A 20,657-nucleotide genomic window follows, 5' to 3' on the forward strand; every position below is an offset into this window, starting at 1 on the left:
GTCAGCGCCCTGCCCGGAGGCCCTCGCCGATCCGCCGCCCCACGACCTCCAGCAGCGCGGCGGCCTCGCGCATGCACCGCGCCTCGTCCGGTTCGATGCCGGTCAGCGTGTGGACGGCGTCCAGGCCGGCCGCCCGGGCCTCGTCCGCGCTGATCAGGCTGCGCCCGGCGACCGCGACCACCGGCGTGCCGGCCTCCCGCGCCAGCGCGGCCAGCCCGACCGGGCCCTTGCCGCGCAGGCTCTGCGCGTCCAGGGAGCCTTCCCCGACGACGACCAGGGCGGCCCCCCGCACGGCGTCGGCGAAGCCGGTCAGGCCCGTCAGCAGCCGCACGCCGGGGGTGAGCCGGGCCCCGAGCACGCCGGCCAGGCCGAAGGCGATCCCGCCGGCGGCGCCGGCGCCCGGCGCGTCCCGCCGGTCGGCCCCGGTGGCCGCGGCCACCACGTCGGCCCAGCGGGCGAGCGCGGCGTCCAGCCTCGCCACGGCGGCCGGGGTGGCGCCCTTCTGCGGGCCGTAGACGGCGGCGGCGCCGTCGGGGCCGGTGAGCGGATTGTCGACGTCGCAGGCCACCACCAGCTCCGCCCCGGCCAGCCGGGGGTCCAGGCCGGCCAGGTCGAGGCGGACCGCGTCGGCCAGGGCGGCGCCGCCCGGGCCGACGTCGCGGCCGTCGGCGGCCAGCACCCGGGCGCCCAGGCCCACCAGCGCCCCGGCGCCGCCGTCGGTGGTGGCGCTGCCGCCGACGCCGAGGACGATCCGCCGCGCGCCGGCGCCGAGTGCGTCGGCCACCAGGCGGCCGACGCCGAGGGTGGTGGCCCGCAGCGCGGTCTCCTCGGTGGGGCCCGGCGGCGGCAGCAGCGCGAGGCCGGCGGCGGCGGCCATCTCCGCCACGGCGGTGTCGCCGCGCAGCGCGTAGCGGGCGGGCACGGGCTCGCCCAGCGGGCCGGGAACCGTGCACGTGCGGGCGGTGAAGCCGGCGGCCAGCACCATCTCCACGGTGCCCTCGCCGCCGTCGGCGATCGGCTGCGCGACGACGTCCGCCGCGGGCAGGGCGCGTCGCAGGCCCCGGGTGAGCGCCGCGGCGACCTCGGGCGCGGTCAGCGAGCCCTTGAACTTGTCGGGGGCGAGCACGATCCGCGGCGCTGCCGGGCCTGGCATCGGGGCGTCTCCTCGGTCGGTGCGGGAGGCCGGGGTCAGCCGGCGAGGTAGGGGATCGTCTGCGGCCCCTCGGGCAGGTAGCAGACCCGGGCGCCCGGCCCGTGCCGCTCGACGGCCTCGGCGATCGCCCCGGCGAGATCGGTCACCGGCTCGAGGTGGGCGGCGCGCACCTCCTCCGGCGCCAGCCCGGAGCAGAACAGCCGGACGTCGGCCTTGGCCAGGATCCGGGCCAGCACCTGCACCTGCCACTGGTCGGGGACGCTGAACCCGGGGGAGCCGATGAGCTCGAGCAGGCCGGCCGGGCCGGCGGCGGCCCCCAGGACGTCGGCGAACGACCCGTGCGCGGGCAGGCCGTCGGCGCACTCGGCGGCGACGACGACCGTCCCGCCGGGGCGGACCACCCGCTCGGCGGCCGCCATGCCCTTCACCGCCTGGTAGAGGTTCTGGTCGAGGGGGAAGCCGGAGTTGGTCGTCACCACGACGTCCACGGGCTCGGGGACGGCGCGCATCGCGGCGGCGCGGGCCAGCTCGCAGGCGGCCGCGTGCATCCGGAAGAGCTCGCCGCAGACGACGTGGGTGATCCGCTTGTCGCGATCGAGCAGCACGTCCAGGGCCAGGTCCGGGGGCGAGGCCGCGGCGCAGGCGCGGATGTCGCGGTGCACCGGGTTCTCCTGCACGACGCCCCACGTCGCCAGCGGGCTGCCGATCCGCACGGCGTCGTGCAGCACCATCACGGTGTCGAGGCCGGCCAGCCCGGGCGCCACCATCTTCGGGCCGCCGCTGAAGCCGGCGAAGAAGTGCGGCTCGACGAAGCCGGTGGTGATCCGCAGGTCTGCCTCGAGCCAGCGGGAGTTCAGCCACAGGGGCACCCCCTCGCCGACCGTGCCGACGAAGGTGAGGGAGTCCCGGTCGCGGGCGTCGTGGTTGACGACCTCGCAGCGCGCCACGACCTCGTCGCCGAGCATCTCCCGCAGCTCCTCGGGCGTGTTGCCGCGGTGGGTCCCGGTGGCCACGAGGACGGTCACCCGGCAGCCGCGCGCGGCGCCGTCGATCTCCTCCAGCAGCGCCCGGAGCACCGGCTCCCGCGGCTGGGCCCGCGTCCCGTCGCAGACGGAGACGGCGATGGACATGCCGTCGCGCACCAGGGCGGCCAGCGGGGGAGCGCCCAGCGGGGACCTGAGGGCCGCCCGCAGCGCCGTCGCCGGGTCGGCGAGGGCGGGGTCGTCCCGGGGCGTGATGACCAGCGCGCCGTCCTGGAGGGGGACCTCGACGACGCCCCGGCCGTAGGCCAGGGACACGGTGCGGGGCGTGGAGGTGACCGTCATCCGCTGGGTGCTTCCCGTCCGTTGGTCCGTATGCCGACCGGACGTACGGTCACGGTCGCGCGCGCGCGTGTCAAGCCGCCGGCGGCCGCGGGCGGAAGGCGATCTCCCCGCACACGTGTGGCTCTTGACATAGACCTGGGTCACATTCAAGCTGTCTTCCCGGATGGTTGTCCGTTCTACGGACACGCGGTGGACCGCCGTTCGGCGGACCGCCCACCTACCGCTCCCTCTCGATCCGACCGAGCCACGCTCAGCAGAACAGGAGCCGCCACCATGACGACGACCGCACCCGACGCGGCGCTCGGCCACCAGAACGGCCGGGAGCCGGCCGACCTCGTGGCTGCCGCCCGCGCGCTGCAGCCGCTGGTCCGGGAGAACGCCGCCGCCAACGAGGCGCAGGGCAAGCTGGTCGACGCCGTCGACGACGCGCTGCACGAGGCGGGTCTCTACGGGATGTGGACGCCCCGTGAGCTCGGCGGGGCCGAGTGCGACCCGCTCTCCTCGCTGGAGATCGTCCAGGCCCTCGCCGCGGCCGACCCGTCGACCGCCTGGGTGCACATGGCCGCCTCCCTGGCCATCGGCACCGGCGGCGCCTACCTGCAGGACGACGCGGTCAAGAAGATGTTCTCCGGTGAGCGCCTGCCGGTCGTGGCCGGCCAGGGCACCCGTCCCGGCACCGCCGTGACCGACGGCGACGGCTACCGGCTCAGCGGCGACTGGAGCTTCGCCTCCGGGATCAAGCACTCCCAGTGGATCCACACGCTCGGGATCATCCAGGAGACCGGCGAGCCGCGGATCTTCGTCCTGCCGGTGGACGAGGCCGAGCTCATCGAGACCTGGGACGTCATGGGTCTCAAGGCGACCGGCAGCATCGACTACAAGATCCGCGACGCCTTCGTGCCGGAGACCTTCACCCACCTGGGCCCGGTCGAGACCCCGCTGCGCGGCGGCTGGATCTTCAAGCTCGGCATCATGCACTTCGCGCTCATCGGGCACTCCGGCTGGGCGCTGGGTGTCGCCCGGCGGATGCTCGACGACCTCGCCGAGCAGGTCCGCGGCAAGGCCGGCCGCGCCGGGTCGATGGCCGAGAACACCCGGTTCCACGCCATCTACGGCGAGCTCGAGGCGAAGTACCACGCCGCCCGCGCCTTCGTGTACGAGGTGTGGCGGGACGCCACCGAGACGCTGGAGAACGGCGGCGTGCTGGACAACGACCAGCGCACCAAGGTCCGGCTGGCGCTCTACAACGCCACCTGGACCGCCGAGGCGATCGCCGTGGAGGTCTACAAGGCGGCCGGCACCGCGGCGCTGCGCACCGGCCCGATGCAGCAGTACTTCCGGGACATGCACGCCGGCACCCAGCACGTCACGTCGGCTCCGCACGTCCTCGAGGGGTGCGGCAAGTACCTGGCCGGGCTGGCGCCGAACCACACCTGGCTCTACATGAACCTCGTGCCGCAGGGCTGAGCGGCTCGCACCACCGAACGGCCGGCCCGGGGCTCCCCGGGCCGGCCGTTCGGCGTGTGCGGCGTTGCGCCGCGCACGCGGAAGGAGCGCGGGCGGGGGCGGAAATGGCCATTTCCGCCCCCGCCCGCGCCCCTGCCGTGGTTGCGGGTGGTGGAGCTCAGAAGACGCCGGTGAGCGCGCCGCCGTCGACCGGGTAGACGCCGCCGGTCATGAACGAGGCGGCGTCGGAGGCCAGGAGCAGGGCCATGCCCTGGATCTCCTGGGTGTGCCCCATCCGCGCGAGCAGCACCGTGTCCGCCCACGCCTGGTCGACGGCCGGGTCCTTGGGGCCGCGGCCGCCGATGTTGGTGTGGAACGGGCCGGGGGCGATGCCGTTGACCCGGATGCCGTCCGGGGCCAGGTCGACCGCGGCCTGGCGCACCAGGTTGGCCAGGGCGCCCTTGGAGGCGCTGTAGCCGTAACCGACCATGGCGTCCGCGCGCAGCCCCGCCGTCGACACGGTGACGACGATCGAGCCGCCGCCCGCGGGGCGCATGGCCCGGGCGGCCGCGCGGACGGTGGCCAGCGTGCCGATCAGGTTGACCGCCAGCGCGCCGTCGAAGGTCTTCCAGTCCATGTCGTAGACCCGGCCCTCCTCCGACCGGATCGACGGCCCCCCGGCTATGCCGGCGTTGGCGAAGACCGCGTGCAGCCCGCCGTGCTCCTGCGCCGCGGCGGCCACGGCGGCCTCCACCGCGGCCGGCTCGGAGACGTCGCAGCACCGCGTGCTGATCGGCCCGCCGGCCGCGGCCAGCGCGGCCGCGCTGCGCTCCAGCTCCTCGGCGTCGCGGTCGAGCAGGGTCACCGCGGCCCCGCACTGCAGCAGGCCCTCGGCGATGGCCAGGCCCAGCCCGCTGGCGGCGCCGGTCACCAGCGCGTGCCGGCCGTCCATGCGCAGCCGGTCGGGCAGCGGGCGCGGATCGGGCGTGGTCATGCGGGGTCCTCTCGGTCGGGGGAAGGGGCGGGGGCGCGCAGGTCGACGAGGACCTTGACGGCCTCGGCGGCCCTGCCCTCGAGCAGGTGCAGCGCGTCGGTCGTGCCGGTCAAGGGGACGACGTGGCTGACCAGGGCGTCGATCGCGGCGGTGTTGCGGCGCACCAGCTCGACGGCCGCGGCGAACTCGGCATAGGTGCAGCAGCTGACCCCGAGCACGTCCAGCTCCTTGATCGGCAGCGGCCCGGGGCTGGTCGGGGCGGAGGCCGCGGTCATGCCGACGACGACCACCCGGCCGCCGTGGCCGGCGAGGTCCATCGCGGTCCCGAGGACGGCGGGGGCGCCCGTGGTGTCGATGACGACGTGCGGCCCCTCGGGGCCGGCGTGGGCGTCCACCGCGGCGGCGAGGCCCGGCGCGTCGGGCGCGACGGCGGGGAAGCCCAGGGAAGCGAGGAGCTCCCGGCGGGAGGCCACCGGGTCGACGACGAGCACGTCGCCGCCCGCGTCGCGGGCGGCCAGCGCGCAGGCGGCGCCGATGGGCCCGGCACCGAGGACGACGACGGATTCCTGCGGCGCCACCCGGCCCCGGGCGACGGCGTGGACGGCGATCGACACCGGCTCGACGAGGGAGGTCTGCTCCGCGGTCAGCCCGGTCGTGACGACCAGCGCCGCGGTGTCGACGAGGAGGTGCTCCTGCAGCGCGCCGTCCCGGTGGACGCCGAGCAGCCGCAGGCGGCTGCACACGTTGACCCGGCCCTCGCGGCACGGGCGGCAGGCGCCGCACGGGAGGACCGGCCACACCGCGACCCGCTCGCCGGCGGCCGGGCCGCCGGCGGGGTCGGCGGTGGCGACCACTGCGGAGAACTCGTGGCCCTGCACCCGGGGGAGCAGGCCGTCGTGGGAGGGGCCGAGATCGGCCCGGTAGAGGTGCAGGTCGGAGCCGCAGATGCCCACGGTCTCGACCCGCAGCAGCGTCTGGCCCGGTCCCGGAGGGCCCGGCTCCGGCCGGTCGGCCAACCGGATGCAGCCCGGGCCCTCCGTGACCGCGGCTCTCATCGGGCGGCGGCCTCCGACCCGGTGATGAAGCCCAGGACCTCGGCGGCGACCTCGTCGGGCCGCTCGTGGTGCAGGCCGTGGCGGGTGCGCGGCAGGTCGCGCAGCTCGGCGCCGGGGATGGCCTTCGCGTAGGCCTCGCTGTGCTCCCGCGGGACGATCACGTCGATCTCCGCGGCGATGACCAACGTGGGGCAGGTGATGCGCGGCAGCCGGGCCGGCAGCTCGGGGTTGTGCAGGTACGGGTCGCGGGCGAACCGGGCGAAGGCCGCCATGTCCTTCTCGGTCTGGGCGATCGCCTCCGGGGTGGGCGGCGCCGAGAGCGCGGCCTCGACGAGCGCGTCGTCGTAGAACAGGGCGCGCACCAGGTCCGGCGGGGCCATGGAGAACAGGTCGGCGGGGGGCGCCTCGGGCACCTCCAGCCCGGCCGGGGCCATGAGCACCAGGTGCTCGACGCGGTCGGGGATGGTGCTGGTCAGCTCCGCGGCGGTCCAGCCACCGAAGGACGCGCCGACCACGTCGAGCCGGTCGATGCCGAGCTCGTCCAGCAGCGCGATGTAGTGCTGCACCAGGTCGGCCATGGTGGCGACCTCGGGCAGCTCGTCGCTGTGCCCGAAACCGGGGTGGTCGGGGGCGATCAGGTCGACCGACTGCGACATCCGCTCGTGGAACGGCTCCCAGTTGCCCGCCCCGCCGGCCGCGTGCAGGAACAGGACCGGGCGCCCCGAGCCCCGGCGGAAGAGGCTGATCTCCCCGGAGCCCATGGGCACCCGGGTGCGGGTCGGTCCAGCAGCCGAATCGGTCACGCTCGTCTCCTGCCTCGAAAGCTCTAGCGGACAGTCGTCCGCTCACCGTGCACCGTGACGCATGACACGTCCGCGTGTCAACGCCGCCCCCGTCCGGCGGGCGGTGGATCGGCGCCCCTTCGGGCCGCGCGCGGCCCGGTGAGCGGCGGACATGTCACGAAACGGACAGCTGTACGCCTGACGGTTGACAGGTGGTGTGGTCGCTGTCACTGTTCCGCCACCACCACGACGCCCGGCCGATCCGCGGCCCCGGCACCCGTGTGCGGCGATCCATCTCGTAGCTGTGCGCCCCCCCGACGAAGAGGACGACTTCCATGGCTCATCGCGTGATCCGTTCGCCGCGAACCCGGCGGCGGTTCGCCCTCCCGGCCGCGGCGGCGGCCCTGGCTCTGGTGACGGTGGGCTGCGCCCCCGCGGCCGATGACGGCTCCGCCTCCGCCTCCGGCAACGGCGGCGGCGAGGCGGTCGTCTCCGAGGAGAAGCTCGCCGAGCTGCGCGCCGAGATCGAGGAGGCCATGGCGCAGCCGCAGTTCGAGCCGCAGGGTGAGGCCTTCTCCGTGGCGGGCCTGGCCGGCAAGAAGATCCTCTCCATGCCGGTGACCAGCCAGCTGGAGGGCTGCGACCGGATGGCCCGCACCGTGGTCGACCTGGCCAAGAGCGTCGGCATGACCGAGAGCACCTACTTCCAGAACGACGGTGGACCCGACGCCTGGGTCCAGGGCATGAACCTGGCGATCAACCAGGGGTACGACGGCGTCGCGCTGGTCTGCGGCATCGACCCGGCGGCGCTCGCCCCGCAGATGGAGGCCGCCCGCGAGGCCGGCATCGCGGTGGTCGACATGCACCTGGCCGACGTCTCCGAGGAGCCGTCGGACCTGATCGCCGCCCAGACGAACGGGCAGTTCAACCGGGCCATGGAGCTCGGCGTGGCGCAGGCGCTCATCGAGTCCGAGGGCCGACCGATCGACGCGCTGATCATCACGTCGAACGAGAACCCGCCGTCGATCGGCATGGAGCAGACGGTCAAGGACACCTTCGCCGAGCTCTGCGGCGACGCCTGCAACGTCGAGTCGATCAACATCCCGATCCCCGGCTACGCCACCGAACTGACCAGCGCGCTCTCCTCGGCGCTGGTGGCCAACCCGGACATCCGGGCGGTCTTCCCGGTGTTCGACGGCCAGACGCCGTTCGTGCTGCCGGCGCTCAAGGCGTCCAACGTGGACGCGAAGACCTACGCGTTCGGTGCCGACCGGACCTTCGTCGCGCTCATGAGCGACCCGGAGAACCCGATGGGCACCGACATGGGGCCCAACTTCGACTGGATGTCCTACACCGGCGCCGACCAGCTGTTCCGCGTGCTGGCCGGGCAGGACCCGATCCCGTCGGACCAGGCCTTCTCGCCCTACCGGCTCTGGACGCCGGACAACGCCGATGAGGTGAAGGGGCCCAACGACGGCTTCGGCGACTCCTACATCGAGGGCTACCGCAGCCTGTGGCTGGACGCGCCCGCGTCCTGACCCGAGGGGGAGGCCCCGGGCACCCGCCCGGGGCCTCCCCGCGCTCGACCCCGTCCCGATCCCCGCGGTGCGCCGACGGCGCGCCGTGCCCCGGCCCCAGGGAAGCACCCGGATGACCACCACCGCTCTCGAGCTCCACCACGTCTCGAAGACCTTCGGCGCCACCCGCGCGCTGCAGGACGTGAGCATGACCGTCGAGCGCGGCGAGGTGCTCGCGCTGCTCGGGGAGAACGGCTGCGGCAAGTCCACGCTCGTCAAGGTCATGGCCGGCGTCTACGACCCCGAGCCCGGCGCCCGGATGGTCGTCGACGGCCGGGAGGTGGCCCTGCCGCTCGAGGCCGGTGCCTCGCGGGACCTCGGCCTCAGCTTCGTGCACCAGGACCTCGGCCTGGCCCGCCCGCTCACCGTGCTGGAGAACCTGCTCGGCGGCGTCGCCGAGCGCAGCGGCTCCCGGGTGCGCATCCGCTGGGGGGCCGAGGCCCGCAAGGCCCGCGCGATGCTGCGCAGCTACGGCGTGAACGTCGACCCCCTGGCCGTGGTCAACCACCTCCCGCCGGTCGAGCAGGCGCTGGTCGCCATCGCCCGCGCCGCCGAGGAGCTCAAGCAGTACCGCGAACGCACCGGGGCCTCGTCCTCGGTGCTCGTGCTCGACGAGCCGACCGTCTTCCTCCCCGAGGACGAGGTGCAGTTCCTCTTCGACCTCGTCCGGACGATCGTCGCCTCCGGGTCCAGCGTCGTCTTCATCTCCCACGACCTGCCCGCGATCCGGGAGATCGCCGACCGGGTCACCGTGCTCCGGGACGGCAAGCTGGCCGCGAACGCGCGGATGAGTGAGGTCACCGACGAGCAGATCGTCGAGATGATCGTCGGGCCCGCGGTCGCCAAGCTCGACACCTTCGGGCACGGCCACGCGCACGGCGGCTCCCAGCCGGCCACCGTGCCGCCGCGGGAGTTCGACCGCTCGCCCGGCGTCGGGCTGCACGTCACCGGGCTGCGCGGCGGGCAGGTCCGCGGCCTGGACCTGCACGTCGCCCCGGGCGAGGTCGTGGGCCTGGCCGGACTGCTCGGCTCCGGCGCCGAGGAGGTGCCCTACCTGCTCTTCGGCGCGCGGCAGGCCACCGACGGCGAGCTCGTCCTCGACGGCCGGGCGGTCCCGGCGGCCCGGCAGCACCCGGGCCAGGCCGTCGGCATGGGCCTCGCGCTGATCCCCGCCGACCGCCGCCGGGACGCGATCGCGCCGGCGGTCTCGGTGGCCGAGAACATGATGCTCCTGGTGGTCCGCCGGTTCTCCCGGGGCGGGCGGCTGCGCAACGGGGAGCTGCGGAGCACCGCCGACCAGCGCGCCGAGGCGCTCGACGTGCGGCCGCGCCGCACCAGCCTGCCGGTGGGCACCCTCAGCGGCGGCAACGCGCAGAAGGTCGTCGTCGGCAAGTGGCTGGAGATCGGCCCCCGGGTGCTCCTGCTGCACGAGCCGACCCAGGGTGTCGACATCGCCGCCCGGGCGGAGATCTACCGGGTGATCAAGCGGGCCACCGAGACCGGCATGGCGGTCGTCTGGGTGTCCAGCGACTTCGACGAGCTGGCGGCGGTCTGCGATCGCGTCGTCGTGGTCAGCGGCGGTGTCGCCGCGGCCGAGATCCCGCTGCAGGACATCTCCCCCGAGGCGATCACCTCCGGTGTCTACGGGGCCAGCACCAGCGAATCCACCATCCTCCCGACCGTTGAACAGGTGGCACGATGAGCGCGACGGACACCGTCGAGACCAAGGACACCCGGCCGGCGCCCCCGGCCGCCGGCGGCGGGTCGGTCCGCGGCCGCTGGGGTGAGAAGGCGGCGCTGCCGGTCGCCTGGCTGGTGCTGTTCGTCGTCTTCGCCGCGCTGGCGCCGGGCACGTTCCTCTCGATGGGGAACATCTCCAACATCCTGGGGTCGCAGTCGATCCTGTTCATGCTCGCCCTCGCGGCCCTGCTGCCGTCGCGGTCCGGGGACCTGGACCTGTCGCTGGGCAGCATCGGCGGGCTCGCGGCGATCCTCGTCGCGGTGCTCAACGTCAACCACGGCGTCCCGATCGCGCTGGCGTGCCTGATCGCGGTCGTGGTCGGTGCGCTGTGCGGGGCCTTCAACGGCCTGGTCGTGGTCAAGTTCAAGACCGAGCCGTTCATCATGACCCTCGGCACCGGCACGCTCTTCGGCGGCCTGGTCTTCTGGATCGCCAACTCCACGACGGTCGTCGGCGTCGACCGCGGCCTGTCGATGTGGACCTACCTGCGCCAGATCGGCGGCATCCCGGTGCAGTTCTTCTACTGCCTGCTGGTGATGCTGGCGATCTGGTACGTCATGAACTACACGCCGCTCGGCGTGCGCAACCTCTTCGTGGGCCAGTCGCGGGAGGTGGCCGTGCTCAGCGGCATCAACGCCGACCGGATCCGGTTCGGGGCGTTCGTCCTCGCCGGGGTGATCGCGGCGCTGGCCGGGGTCCTCTACGTCGGCACCACCGGCTCGGCCGGCCCGACCTCGGTGGAGACGTTCCTGCTGCCGGCCTACGCCGCGGTGTTCCTCGGCGCCACGACGATCCAGCCCGGCCGGTTCAACGCCCTGGGCACCGGGGTGGCGGTGCTCTTCCTGGCCACCGGGACCGCGGGCCTGCAGCTGCTCGGGGCCCAGGACTTCGCCCAGCAGCTGTTCTACGGCGGGGCGCTGGTCCTGGCCGTGGCGATCTCGCGCTACCTGCGCCGCAACTGACCGACCGCGGGGTCGCCGGCACGGTGCCGGCGACCCCGCACCCGTGCACGGGAGAAGGGGAGACATGGCAGGACTCGGCCCGGACGGCAGGGCGGAACTCGGCTTCGGCCAGCCGCGCGACGGCATCATCCAGATGGCCTACGTCGTGCCGGACATCCACGAGGCGATCGCGCAGTGGACCGGTGAGCTCGGCGTGGGCCCGTGGTTCCTGCTGGACTCGTTCACCGGGGTCGACGCGGTCTACCGCGGGCAGCCCAGCCGGGCCGACGTCGCGATCGCGATGTCCTTCGCCGGGCACATGCAGATCGAGCTCATCGCCCCCAAGGACGACCAGCCCTCGGTCTACCGCGAGACGATCGAGCAGCGGGGCTACGGCTTCCACCACTTCGGCGTGGCGACCGACGACGTCGCCGCCGGGATCGCCGACCTCGAGGCCCGGGGCTACCGGCTCGCCTTCCGGGCGGGCGTGCCCACCGGCGGTGAGGTCGCCTACCTGGACGGCGGTCCGGACCGGCCCGGCATGATCGAGCTGATCGAGTACGGGCCCGGCATGGACGCCGCCTTCACCGCCTTCTGGCGGGCGTCGCTGGGCTGGGACGGCGAGCAGCCGGTCCGGCCGTTCGCGCCGCCGGACGACGACCCGGCCGCCACCTGATTTCCCGCTCCACCGCTCCACCGCTCCACCGCGGGCCGGCCGCGACCGGCCCGCGCCCTCCCGGAAGGAACCACCCATGACCCAGCCCGTCGACCAGCCGCTCGACCCCGTCGTCGACCCCGACCTGCAGGCCCGCTTCCGCGAGGTCATGGCCGGCGTGCCCACGCCGGTCTCGGTCATCACCAGCACCACCGGCGGGCTGCCGCACGGCACCACCGTCAGCGCCTTCGCCTCGCTGTCGATGACCCCGCCGATGGTGCTGGTCTCCCTGGACCGCGGGTCGGACCTGCTGGCCGTCGTCCGGGAGTCCGGACGCTTCGGGGTCAACGTGCTCGGCGCCCACCAGTCCCAGCTCGCGCTGGCCTTCGCGCGCAAGGGCGGCACCGGCAAGTTCAACGGGGTCAAGTGGGACCTCGACCACGACCTGCCCCGGATTCCCGGGGCACCGGGCTGGCTGGCCTGCGAGGTGCAGACCCTCGTCGACGGCGGCGACCACGTCGTGGCCCTGGGGCTGGTGGTCGCGGCGGAGACCGTCGAGGGCCGCCCGCTGACCTACCACGGCCGGGTCTTCGGCACCCACGCCGCGCTGGAGACCCCGTGACCTCCCGTCGCCCTGCGGCCGAGGCGGTGCAGCGCGCGGTCGCGGCCCTCGCCGCCGGCGGCATGGTGGTCGTGGTCGACGACGCCGACCGGGAGGACGAGGGCGATCTCGTCGTCGCCGCCGAGCTGATCACCCCCGAGCAGATGGCCTTCCTGGTCCGGCACACGACCGGCATCGTCTGCACGCCGATGGCTGGCGAGCGGGCCGACGCCCTGCGGCTGCCCCAGATGGTCGGGGACAACACCGATGCGCACGGCACGGCGTTCACCGTCACCGTCGACCACGTGGACACCGGCACGGGGGTCTCCGCCGCCGACCGGGCCCGTACCGTGCGCGCGCTGGCCGACCCCGCCACCGGCCCCGGGGAGCTGCGCCGGCCCGGGCACATCTTCCCGCTCCGGGCGCGGACCGGGGGCGTGCTGGTCCGCGCCGGGCACACCGAGGCCGCGGTGGACCTCACCACGATGGCCGGGCTCTCCGGCGTCGGCGTCATCGGCGAGATCGTCGACGAGGACGGCTCGATGCGGCGGGGCCGGTCGCTGACCCGGTTCGCCGCCGAGCACGGCCTGCCGGTGCTGGCCATCGCCGACCTGGTGCGCCACCGCCGGGCCACCGAGCAGCTGGTCGAGCTGGTCGCCAGCGCGCAGATGCCCACCGAGTTCGGCGACTTCCGGGCGCTGGCCTACCGCAGCACCGTGGACGGCACCGAGCACCTGGCCCTGGTGATGGGTGACGTGGCCGCCGCGGGGCGCAGCGAGGCCGGCGCGCTCGTGCGCGTCCACTCCGAGTGCCTCACCGGCGACATCCTGGGCTCCCTGCGCTGCGACTGCGGCGGGCAGCTGGAGCAGGCGCTGCGCGCGATCGCCGACGAGGGCACCGGCGTGGTGGTCTACCTCCGCGGCCACGAGGGGCGGGGCATCGGCCTGGCGCACAAGATCCGTGCGTACGCGCTGCAGGAGCAGGGGCTCGACACCGTCGACGCCAACACCGCCCAGGGCCTGCCGGCCGACTCGCGCAGCTACGGGGTCGGCGCGCAGATCCTCGGGGACCTCGGGATCAACCGGCTGCGCCTGATCACCAACAACCCGGCCAAGTACGGCGGGCTCGACGGCTACGGGCTCGCCGTGGTCGGTCGGGTGGCGCTGCCCACGGTGGTCACCGCGCACAACGTGCGCTACCTGCGGGCCAAGCGCGACCGCATGGGGCACCAGCTGGCGTCGCCGGATGCGGTGCTGGGCTGACTGTGTCAGGCGGTGGCCGGCCCCTCCCGCGGCGGGGCGGTCTGGACGTGCGGCCGCGACTGCCACAGCGCCCACTCCGCGCTCACCTCGCCGGCGGTGCGCAGCAGCTGCGGCAGGTACTCCTGCACCAGCCGCTCGGTCGAGGTCTCGGCGGCGTGCACGGTGACGTTCATGGCCGCGCGCACCGTGCCCGTCCCGTCCCGCACCGGCACAGCCACCGAGCGGATGCCGGGGGCCAGCTCCTCGTCGGCCAGCGCCCAGCCGCGGGCCCGGACCTCCACCAGCTCGCCGAGCAGCTGCTCCCGGGACGGCTCGGGGGCCGGCGGCAGCCCGGCGCGGCTGGGCTGGGCGAGCGCGGACTCGAGCTCGTCGGGGGAGAGGGCGGCCAGCAGCACCTTGCCCTGTGAGGTGCGGACGGCGGGGAAGCGGGTGCCGATCTCCACCCGCAGCGTGATGATCCGGGGCACCGACACGCGGGCGACGTACACGATGTCGGCGCCGTCGAGCTGGGCCATGGAGGAGGACTCGCCGGTGCCGGTGACCAGCTTCTCCATGTGCGGCCGCGCTATGTCCCAGAGCCCCAGGGAGCTGACGTACGCCATCCCGAGGCCGAGCACCCGCGGGGTGAGCGCGAAGCCGTGCCCCGAGGCGCGGACGAAGCCCATCTCCTCCAGGGTCAGCAGCAGCCGGCGGGCGGTCGGGCGGGCCAGCCCGGCGGCGCTGGCCACCTCGGTGAGGCTCATCGTGGGGCGGTCCGCGCCGAAGGCGGCGATGACGTCGAGGCCCCGCGCCAGGGCCTCGACGAAGTCCGGCCCGATACCGCGTCCGGCCATCGGTCCCCCTCTCCCTCCACGCCCGGCGCGCCGACCCTATCCAGGGTGGAGTCCCCGGGGGGTCGTTCGCGGCGATCGGCGCCGGGGGCCCCTCCGGACGGGGGAGACCGCACCCGGGAGCGCGGCGGCGGGATGGGTGGGACCCGGTGCCCCCACCCCACCCGGTCTCAGGCCGGGGCGGGGTGGCGCGCCAGCCAGTCCCGACCGGCGTCGGTGAGCACCCGCATGTCCCGTTCGGCGGCCAGGAGCGGCGGGTCCTGCCGGTAGAGCCGGGCGACCAGGTGGCTGTCAGGGCTCAGCTGGCGGGCGATCTGGTGCGCCTCGAGCTTGTGCAGCCGCCCGTCGGGCGCTGCGGCGAAGTGCTGGAGCAGCGCCGCTTGGGCCTCCGCGGGATCGCGCCGTGGCACGCCGTTCCCGTCCGCGGTCGCGGGCTCTTCGTCGAGCAGCGCGGTCATCGCGCGGGAGAAGGTCTGCACCAGGTCCCGGATCCGGTCGTCCCGGGAGGGGGCGACGGCGTCGCCGCCGGAGCCCTGCCAGGTGCGCTGCGGGTGCCGGCGCAGGTACTCCTGCTCCAGCTCCAGCATCCGCTCGGTGTGGGTGCGGAACTGCTCGGCGGTGCCGTGCAGGAACACCCAGTGCCGGGTGGCGTGGGCGTGCACGCCCTGGCGCTCCAGCTCCTCGTCGGACAGCTCGCGAGCCGGGATGCCCGGACGCTCGGTCATGGCCGCTCCCTCGGTCGGTGCCCGGGCCTTTGTGGCCGGGGTCTCATCGTGGCCGGGGCGCGGGCGGCTGTCACCTCGCCGCCCCTCCGCGCCCGCCGACGAGCTACAGCCCGATTGACAATGAGTAACCGAAGCGTAGAGCATGCGGGCGGGCCCGTCCCCGCCCCGGACGGGACGCCCGACCTCCGGAGGACCGATGAGCGAGCCCACGTTCACCGCGCCGCGGATCACCGCCGAGCGCGGGCCCGACGGCCGGTTGCTGCTCCGCTCCGCGGAGCCGCTGCGGGAGCACGCCGTCAGCGTGGTGCACGAATTCCGGGCCCGGAGCGAGACCCATCCCGACCGGCTGCTGGCCGCCGAGCGGGACGCCTCCGGGGGGTGGGCGCGGTTGACCTGGGGCGAGGCCCGCGAGCAGGCCGACCGGCTGGCGCAGGGCCTGCTCGACCGCGGCCTGGCCGACCGGCCGGTCATGGTGCTCTCGGGCAACAGCCGGTTGCACCTGGTGGTCCTCCTGGCCGCTATGACCGTCGGTGCGCCCGTCGTCCCCACCAGCGTCGCCTACTCCCTGCAGAGCGCCGACCACGCCAAGCTGCGGGCGATGGCCGAGCTGGCCGAGCCCGGCCTCGTGGTCGCCGAGGACGCCTCCTTCGCCGCGGCCGTCACCGCCGTCGCCGGGGACCGGGCGGTGCTCAGCCGGGACGGCGGCGTCCCGGGGGCCACGACACCCGAGGAGTTCGGCGCCGCACCGTCCCCCGAGGTCGACCGGCGGTGCGCGGGGCTGCGCCGGGACGACGTCGCCAAGATCCTCTTCACCTCCGGGTCGACCGGTGCGCCGAAGGGGGTGCTCACCACCCACGGCATGCTCATGGCCAACCAGCAGCAGATCCGCCAGGTGTGGCCGTTCCTCGAGGCCGAGCCGCCGGTGCTGCTGGACTGGCTGCCGTGGAGCCACACCTTCGGCGGCAACCACGACCTGAACATGGTGCTGGCCCACGGGGGCACGCTGTGGATCGACGACGGCCGGCCCGCCCCGGCGCTGGTCGGCCGCACGGTGCGCAACCTGGCCGATGCCCGGCCGACCCTGTACTTCAACGTGCCCGCCGGCTACGCCGCGCTGCTCCCGGAGCTCGAGCGGGATCCCGCGGCCGCCCGTGCCTTCCTCAGCCGGCTGCGCCTGGGGTTCTTCGCCGCCGCCGCGCTACCGCAGCAACTGTGGGACCGGCTGGAGAAGCTGGCCGCCGAGCACGGCTCCCGGATGCGGATGACCACCGCGTGGGGACTGACCGAGACCGCGCCGGCCGCCACCTCGGCGCACTTCCCGATCACCCGCAGCGACGTGCTGGGCGTGCCGCTGCCCGGGGTGGAGCTCGCCCTGGTGCCGGTGGGGGAGAAGCAGGAGGTCCGGGTGCGCGGGCCGAACGTCACCCCGGGCTACCACCGCCGTCCCGACCTGACCGCGGCCGCGTTCGACGAGGAGGGCTTCTTCCGCACCGGCGACGCGGTGACCCTCGCCGACCCCGGGGACGTGCACGCGGGGCTGCTGTTCCGAGGGCGGATCGCCGAGGACTTCAAGCTCTCCACCGGGACGTTCGTCAGCGTGGGCACCCTGCGCCCGCGGTTGGTCTCGGCCGGGCAGGGGCTGCTCACCGACGCGGTGCTCTGCGGCGAGAACACCGAGCAGGTCACCGCCCTGGTGTGGCTGCGCCCCGATGCCGCGGGCCAGGTGGACGACGACGGCGTCCCCGGGGCGGCGCTGCGGGCCGAGCTGGCCGCCACGCTGCAGCGGCTGGCCGCCGAGGGCGGCGGGTCGGCGCAGCGCGTCGAGCGGCTGCTCGTCCTCCGGGAGCCGGCGCAGCTGGACGCCGGCGAGATCACCGACAAGGGCTACGTGAACCAGCGTGCCGTCCGCGAGCGCCGGGCGGAGCTGGCCGGGCTGCTGGCGGCCGACCCCGTGCCCCCGCAGGTGGTCGTGCGCCCGTGACCCGCCAGGCCCGAGCCCGGACCCGAGCCGAGGTCGCCGCGGCGACGGGGGAGGATCGCTGACATGCTCGACGGACACCTCCTCGTGGACGCGCACGTCCATGTCCCGCACCTGGCCACCCTCGCACCCGCCTGGGTGGACTGGGCCCGGCAGTTCGGCCGGCCCGGGATCCTCGAGGAGATCTGGCGGGCCGACGGGTCGCCGGACCCCGCCGCGCTCGACCGGCTCTTCGCCGAGGAGGGTGTGGACGTCGCGCTGCTGTTCTGCGAGTACAGCCCCAAGGCGACCGGCTACCAGCTCTTCGACGACCTGCTGCCGCTGATCGAGCAGAACCCCCGCCGGTTCCGGCCGGTGGCCAACGTCAACCCGCACCTGCACTTCCCGATCGCCCGGGAGCTCGAGCGCCAGCTGGACCTCGGCGCGGCCGCGCTGAAGATCCACCCGGTGCACGGCGGCTTCCGCGCCGACGACGCGGCGATGTACCCCGCCTACGCGGTGCTCGTCGAGCGCGGGGTCCCGCTGGTCGTGCACTGCGGGACCAGCAGCTTCCCCGGGTCGACCAACGCCTACGCCGACCCGGTGCTGCTCGACGCGGTGCTGCGGGACTTCCCCGACCTGCAGGTGGTGCTGGCCCACGGCGGGCGGGGCTGGTGGTACGACGCGGCGGCCTTCCTGGCCGTCTCCCGGCCCAACGTCTGGATCGAGCTCTCCGGCCTGCCGCCCAAGCGGCTGCCGGAGTACTACGCCCGCTTCGACCTCGGCCGGCTGGCGCTCAGGTGGATCTACGGCACCGACTGGCCGGGCGTGCCCGGGCAGGCGGCCAACGCCCGCGCGGTGGCCTCGCTCGGCCTGCCCGAGGACGTCGTCCCGCTGGTCCTGGGGCAGAACGCGCTGCGGGTCTACGCCGGGCTCGACCCCGCGCGCTGACGCGGGCGACCGCCCCGGGCCGTCCGGGCCGGGTGGCGGCTCCACCCCAGGGATGTCGTGCCGTGCGGCATCCGTCAGGATGGAGCGGATCCAGGGAGGGAGAGGTGGACCTTGGGCAAGCACCGTGCACCTGACGCGGACCCCACCGACTTCGACGCGGCCACCAGTGCTCTCGTCGACGTCAGTGGCGACTACACCGTCGACGAGGCGCACACGCGCATCGGCATCCGGGCACGCCACGCGATGGTGACGACGGTGCGGGGGTCGTTCACCGACTTCTCCGGGACCGCGCACCTGGACGCCGCGAACCCGCCGGCCAGCTCGGTGACGCTGCGGATCCGGACGAACAGCATCGACACCGGCCAGCCCGACCGCGACGCCCACCTGCGCTCCGCGGACTTCCTCGACGTCGAGACCTACCCGGAGATCGTCTTCGTCTCCACCGACGTCGAGCAGATCGAGCCGGACGTGTACACGGTGACCGGGGACCTCACCATCCGGGACACGACCCGCCCGGTCGCGGTGGACTTCACCCTCACCGGGTCGGCCCAGGACCCTTTCGGCAACACCCGGGTCGGGTTCGAGGGTGCGCTGGCGATCAAGCGCAGCGAGTGGGGCCTGACCTGGAACACCCCGCTGGACACCGGCGGGGTGCTGGTCAGCGACCGCATCCAGATCGAGTTCGACGTCTCCGCGGTCCGCAGCGCCTGAACCCCGGCGCGGTCGCTGGCGCGGCGCCCTCCGCGGAGTGCTGCGTACGGACGTCCGCCCGCGCGCTCCGTAGCCGTCCCGGCATCGATGAGCCGGGGCCGAGGGAAACCGGTGTCGAGCTGCCCCGCGCCCGCATCACGCGGGCAACCTCGGTGCCGGCGAGAACCCTGCCGCCGGCAGCCGGCGGTCTGCCCTCACTCCGCGTCACCGGGTGACGCCTCGCGGTCGTTGACCTGCGTCACACCCGGTCGATAGGGTCTGTGTGCGATAAACGACACGTTGTTCGGATACCGCACACACTGGCCGACTGACGGCCGATGCCCACCGACCGATCGAGGAGCCGCCATGGAGCTGGAATCGATCCTGGACCCGACCGGCGCGACCGACGCGGCCGCGGACACGTCGCTGGCCCCCCGCATGACCACGTTGCGCGGGAAGACCCTCGGGCTGCTGGACAACGGCAAGCCCAACGGCGGCGCGCTGCTCACGGAGATCGGCTCCGTGCTGCAGCAGCGCTACGGGGTCAAGAACGTGCTGATGTTCACCAAGCCGTACTTCGGCACCCCGGTGGAGCCGACGCAGACCCAGCGGATCTTCGAGGAGTGCGACTTCGCCATCACGGCGATCGGTGATTAGGGCTCCTGCAGCGCGGCCAGTTTGGCCGACGGAATCCTGCTGGAGCGCCAGGGCGTGCCCGCCGTCTCCATCTGCACCGAACCCTTCCGCATCACGGCCGCGGCGATGGCCCGCACCTACGGCTTCCCCGGCTTCGAGTACGTCGAGATGCCGCATCCGGTCGCCAGCCTCAGCGCCGAGGGGATCCGGCAGCGGGTCGAGGAGATGCTCCCGCGGGTGCTGGCGATCCTCGGGGTGGAGGAGTGAACCCCACCCAACGGGCGATCGAGCACTGCTTCGCGGAGGGCTGGACCGACGGCCTCCCGGTCGTGCCGTGCGACCGGGAGGCGGCGGAGGCGATGCTGGCCTGCGTCGACCGGGACCCCGACGAGGTGCTGCTGGCGATGCCGCAGCTCAATCGGTCGGTCACCGTGCGGCTCGCCGCGGTCAACGCGGTGATGGCCGGGTGCCTGCCGGAGTACTTCCCGGTGGTCGTCGCGGCCTGGGACTCGCTGCGTGAGGAGGGCTACGCCCGCAAGGGAATCTGGCAGAGCACCACCGGGACCGCCTCGCTGCTGCTCGTCAACGGCCCCGTGCGGCGGCAGATCGGCGTCAACAGCGCCGGGAACCTGTTCGGGCCCGGGTTCCGGGCCAACGCCACGATCGGCCGGGCGGTCCGGCTCACCGCGATCAACGCCCTGGGCCTCGTGCCGCACGAACTCGACCAGGCCACCCAGGGGACGCCGGCCAAGTACACGGCCTGCATCGGGGAGAACGAGGAGGAGTCGCCGTGGACGCCGCTGCACGTCGACTGCGGCCTCGCCCCGGAGGACAGCGCGGTGACGGCGATGACCATGCGCTCGACGGTGCACATCGAGGCCCGGCACACCGCCGTCCCGGAGCAGCTGCTGCACGACATCGCCGGCACGCTGGCCCGCACCGGAGCGCTGCTGCACCAGACCGTCAGCGCCTGCGTGGTGCTCGGCCCCGAGCATGCGCACCTGCTCGCCGACGCCGGCTGGAGCAAGCGGGACGTCTCGCAGTTCCTCTACGAGCAGTCCTTCGTCCCCCGGGAACTCCTCGACCGGGCCGGCAAGGGCGCGATGTCGCAGAAGAGCCACTGGCGGGTGGCGCGCGACCACCCGGACGCCGTCCTCGACCCCGGGCCCGACCCGGCGCGGGACGGCATCCACGCGATGACTTCGCCCGAGGCGGTCCTCGTCGTCGTCGCCGGGTCGTCGAACTCGGGGGTGTCGGCCGTGGTCGAGACCTTCGGGCCCCGCGGCGACCGGCCCGCGGTCACCCGCATCCCGGCATCGAAGGGGAACTGAGGACC

18 protein-coding genes and 1 pseudogene are annotated in these 20,657 nt (G+C 74.5%); 12 read left to right on the forward strand and 7 right to left on the reverse strand.

Translation table 11 applies throughout. The features are described 5' to 3' along the window. Position 1: 1 nt before the first annotated feature. Positions 2-1,153, reverse strand: a complete 1,152-nt coding sequence (locus tag BMZ50_RS16880; protein WP_091326923.1) for a glycerate kinase — start codon at positions 1,151-1,153, stop codon at positions 2-4. Positions 1,154-1,188: 35 nt separating this feature from the next. After that, positions 1,189-2,478: a nickel-dependent lactate racemase gene (gene larA / locus BMZ50_RS16885; RefSeq protein ID WP_091326926.1), complete on the reverse strand. Its 1,290-nt coding sequence runs from the start codon at positions 2,476-2,478 to the stop codon at positions 1,189-1,191. 273 nt (positions 2,479-2,751) lie between these two features. Here larA and BMZ50_RS16890 point away from each other — a divergent pair, with 273 nt between their 5' ends. Further along, complete coding sequence (locus tag BMZ50_RS16890; protein ID WP_177212846.1) at positions 2,752-3,945, forward strand: acyl-CoA dehydrogenase family protein; 1,194 nt, start codon at positions 2,752-2,754, stop codon at positions 3,943-3,945. Positions 3,946-4,102: 157 nt separating this feature from the next. On the opposite strand, the gene BMZ50_RS16895 is transcribed toward BMZ50_RS16890, so the two are convergent. Genes BMZ50_RS16895 through BMZ50_RS16905 form a run of 3 tightly spaced genes read right to left on the reverse strand, consistent with a single transcriptional unit; the run spans position 4,103 to position 6,776 of the window. Then, the gene (locus BMZ50_RS16895) at positions 4,103-4,918 is read right to left on the reverse strand and encodes an SDR family NAD(P)-dependent oxidoreductase (RefSeq protein WP_091326932.1); all 816 of its coding nucleotides are present in this window, start codon (positions 4,916-4,918) and stop codon (positions 4,103-4,105) included. Then, entirely contained in the window at positions 4,915-5,973 is a 1,059-nt protein-coding gene (locus BMZ50_RS16900) for a zinc-binding dehydrogenase (RefSeq protein WP_091326935.1), read from the reverse strand. The genes BMZ50_RS16895 and BMZ50_RS16900 overlap by 4 nt, the downstream gene beginning before the upstream one ends. Continuing rightward, complete coding sequence (locus tag BMZ50_RS16905) at positions 5,970-6,776, reverse strand: alpha/beta fold hydrolase (RefSeq protein ID WP_091326939.1); 807 nt, start codon at positions 6,774-6,776, stop codon at positions 5,970-5,972. Before BMZ50_RS16905 ends, BMZ50_RS16900 begins: the two co-directional genes overlap by 4 nt. Before the next feature lie 314 nt (positions 6,777-7,090). Between BMZ50_RS16905 and BMZ50_RS16910 the strand changes: the two genes are divergently transcribed. The 6 genes from BMZ50_RS16910 to BMZ50_RS16935 all read left to right on the forward strand — a co-directional run bounded on the left by BMZ50_RS16910 (position 7,091) and on the right by BMZ50_RS16935 (position 13,532). Then, on the forward strand, positions 7,091-8,293 hold the full coding sequence (locus tag BMZ50_RS16910) for a sugar ABC transporter substrate-binding protein (protein WP_091326942.1): 1,203 nt from the start codon (positions 7,091-7,093) through the stop codon (positions 8,291-8,293). Between the two features lie 112 nt (positions 8,294-8,405). Next, a complete protein-coding gene (locus tag BMZ50_RS16915) occupies positions 8,406-10,034 on the forward strand; it encodes a sugar ABC transporter ATP-binding protein (RefSeq protein WP_091326944.1) in 1,629 nt (542 codons plus the stop codon). Then, positions 10,031-11,035, forward strand: coding sequence for an ABC transporter permease (locus BMZ50_RS16920; RefSeq protein ID WP_091326947.1), 1,005 nt, complete (start codon positions 10,031-10,033; stop codon positions 11,033-11,035). Before BMZ50_RS16915 ends, BMZ50_RS16920 begins: the two co-directional genes overlap by 4 nt. Before the next feature lie 64 nt (positions 11,036-11,099). Next, positions 11,100-11,690, forward strand: a complete 591-nt coding sequence (locus BMZ50_RS16925; RefSeq protein ID WP_091326950.1) for a VOC family protein — start codon at positions 11,100-11,102, stop codon at positions 11,688-11,690. Between the two features lie 76 nt (positions 11,691-11,766). Beyond that, positions 11,767-12,291, forward strand: coding sequence for a flavin reductase family protein (locus BMZ50_RS16930; protein WP_091326953.1), 525 nt, complete (start codon positions 11,767-11,769; stop codon positions 12,289-12,291). Then, on the forward strand, positions 12,288-13,532 hold the full coding sequence (locus BMZ50_RS16935; protein ID WP_091326956.1) for a bifunctional 3,4-dihydroxy-2-butanone-4-phosphate synthase/GTP cyclohydrolase II: 1,245 nt from the start codon (positions 12,288-12,290) through the stop codon (positions 13,530-13,532). The genes BMZ50_RS16930 and BMZ50_RS16935 overlap by 4 nt, the downstream gene beginning before the upstream one ends. Positions 13,533-13,537: 5 nt before the next feature. Here BMZ50_RS16935 and BMZ50_RS16940 read toward each other — a convergent pair whose 3' ends face one another. Together BMZ50_RS16940 and BMZ50_RS24325 are read right to left on the reverse strand one after the other, a co-directional pair. Then, on the reverse strand, positions 13,538-14,365 hold the full coding sequence (locus tag BMZ50_RS16940) for an IclR family transcriptional regulator domain-containing protein (protein WP_091326960.1): 828 nt from the start codon (positions 14,363-14,365) through the stop codon (positions 13,538-13,540). A gap of 167 nt (positions 14,366-14,532) precedes the next feature. Beyond that, a complete protein-coding gene (locus BMZ50_RS24325) occupies positions 14,533-15,087 on the reverse strand; it encodes a DUF6158 family protein (RefSeq protein WP_177212847.1) in 555 nt (184 codons plus the stop codon). Between the two features lie 196 nt (positions 15,088-15,283). Between BMZ50_RS24325 and BMZ50_RS16950 the strand changes: the two genes are divergently transcribed. The 5 genes and pseudogenes from BMZ50_RS16950 (at position 15,284) to BMZ50_RS16975 (ending at position 20,652) form a co-directional block, all read left to right on the forward strand. Next, entirely contained in the window at positions 15,284-17,068 is a 1,785-nt protein-coding gene (locus BMZ50_RS16950; RefSeq protein ID WP_177212848.1) for a feruloyl-CoA synthase, read from the forward strand. A 63-nt stretch (positions 17,069-17,131) separates the two neighbouring features. Next, a complete protein-coding gene (locus BMZ50_RS16955; protein ID WP_091326967.1) occupies positions 17,132-17,995 on the forward strand; it encodes an amidohydrolase family protein in 864 nt (287 codons plus the stop codon). Between the two features lie 111 nt (positions 17,996-18,106). Continuing rightward, positions 18,107-18,706 carry a YceI family protein gene (locus BMZ50_RS16960; RefSeq protein ID WP_091326970.1) on the forward strand — a complete coding sequence of 200 codons (600 nt, stop codon included), beginning with the start codon at positions 18,107-18,109 and terminating at the stop codon, positions 18,704-18,706. Between the two features lie 345 nt (positions 18,707-19,051). Further along, positions 19,052-19,588 (forward strand): annotated as a pseudogene (locus tag BMZ50_RS25305) (UGSC family (seleno)protein). Then, positions 19,585-20,652, forward strand: coding sequence for a hypothetical protein (locus BMZ50_RS16975; RefSeq protein WP_091326979.1), 1,068 nt, complete (start codon positions 19,585-19,587; stop codon positions 20,650-20,652). Before BMZ50_RS25305 ends, BMZ50_RS16975 begins: the two are co-directional and overlap by 4 nt. The last annotated feature ends 5 nt before the right edge of the window (positions 20,653-20,657 follow it).

Source organism: Geodermatophilus ruber, from assembly GCF_900114385.1.
In the GTDB taxonomy this organism is placed as follows: domain Bacteria; phylum Actinomycetota; class Actinomycetes; order Mycobacteriales; family Geodermatophilaceae; genus Geodermatophilus; species Geodermatophilus ruber.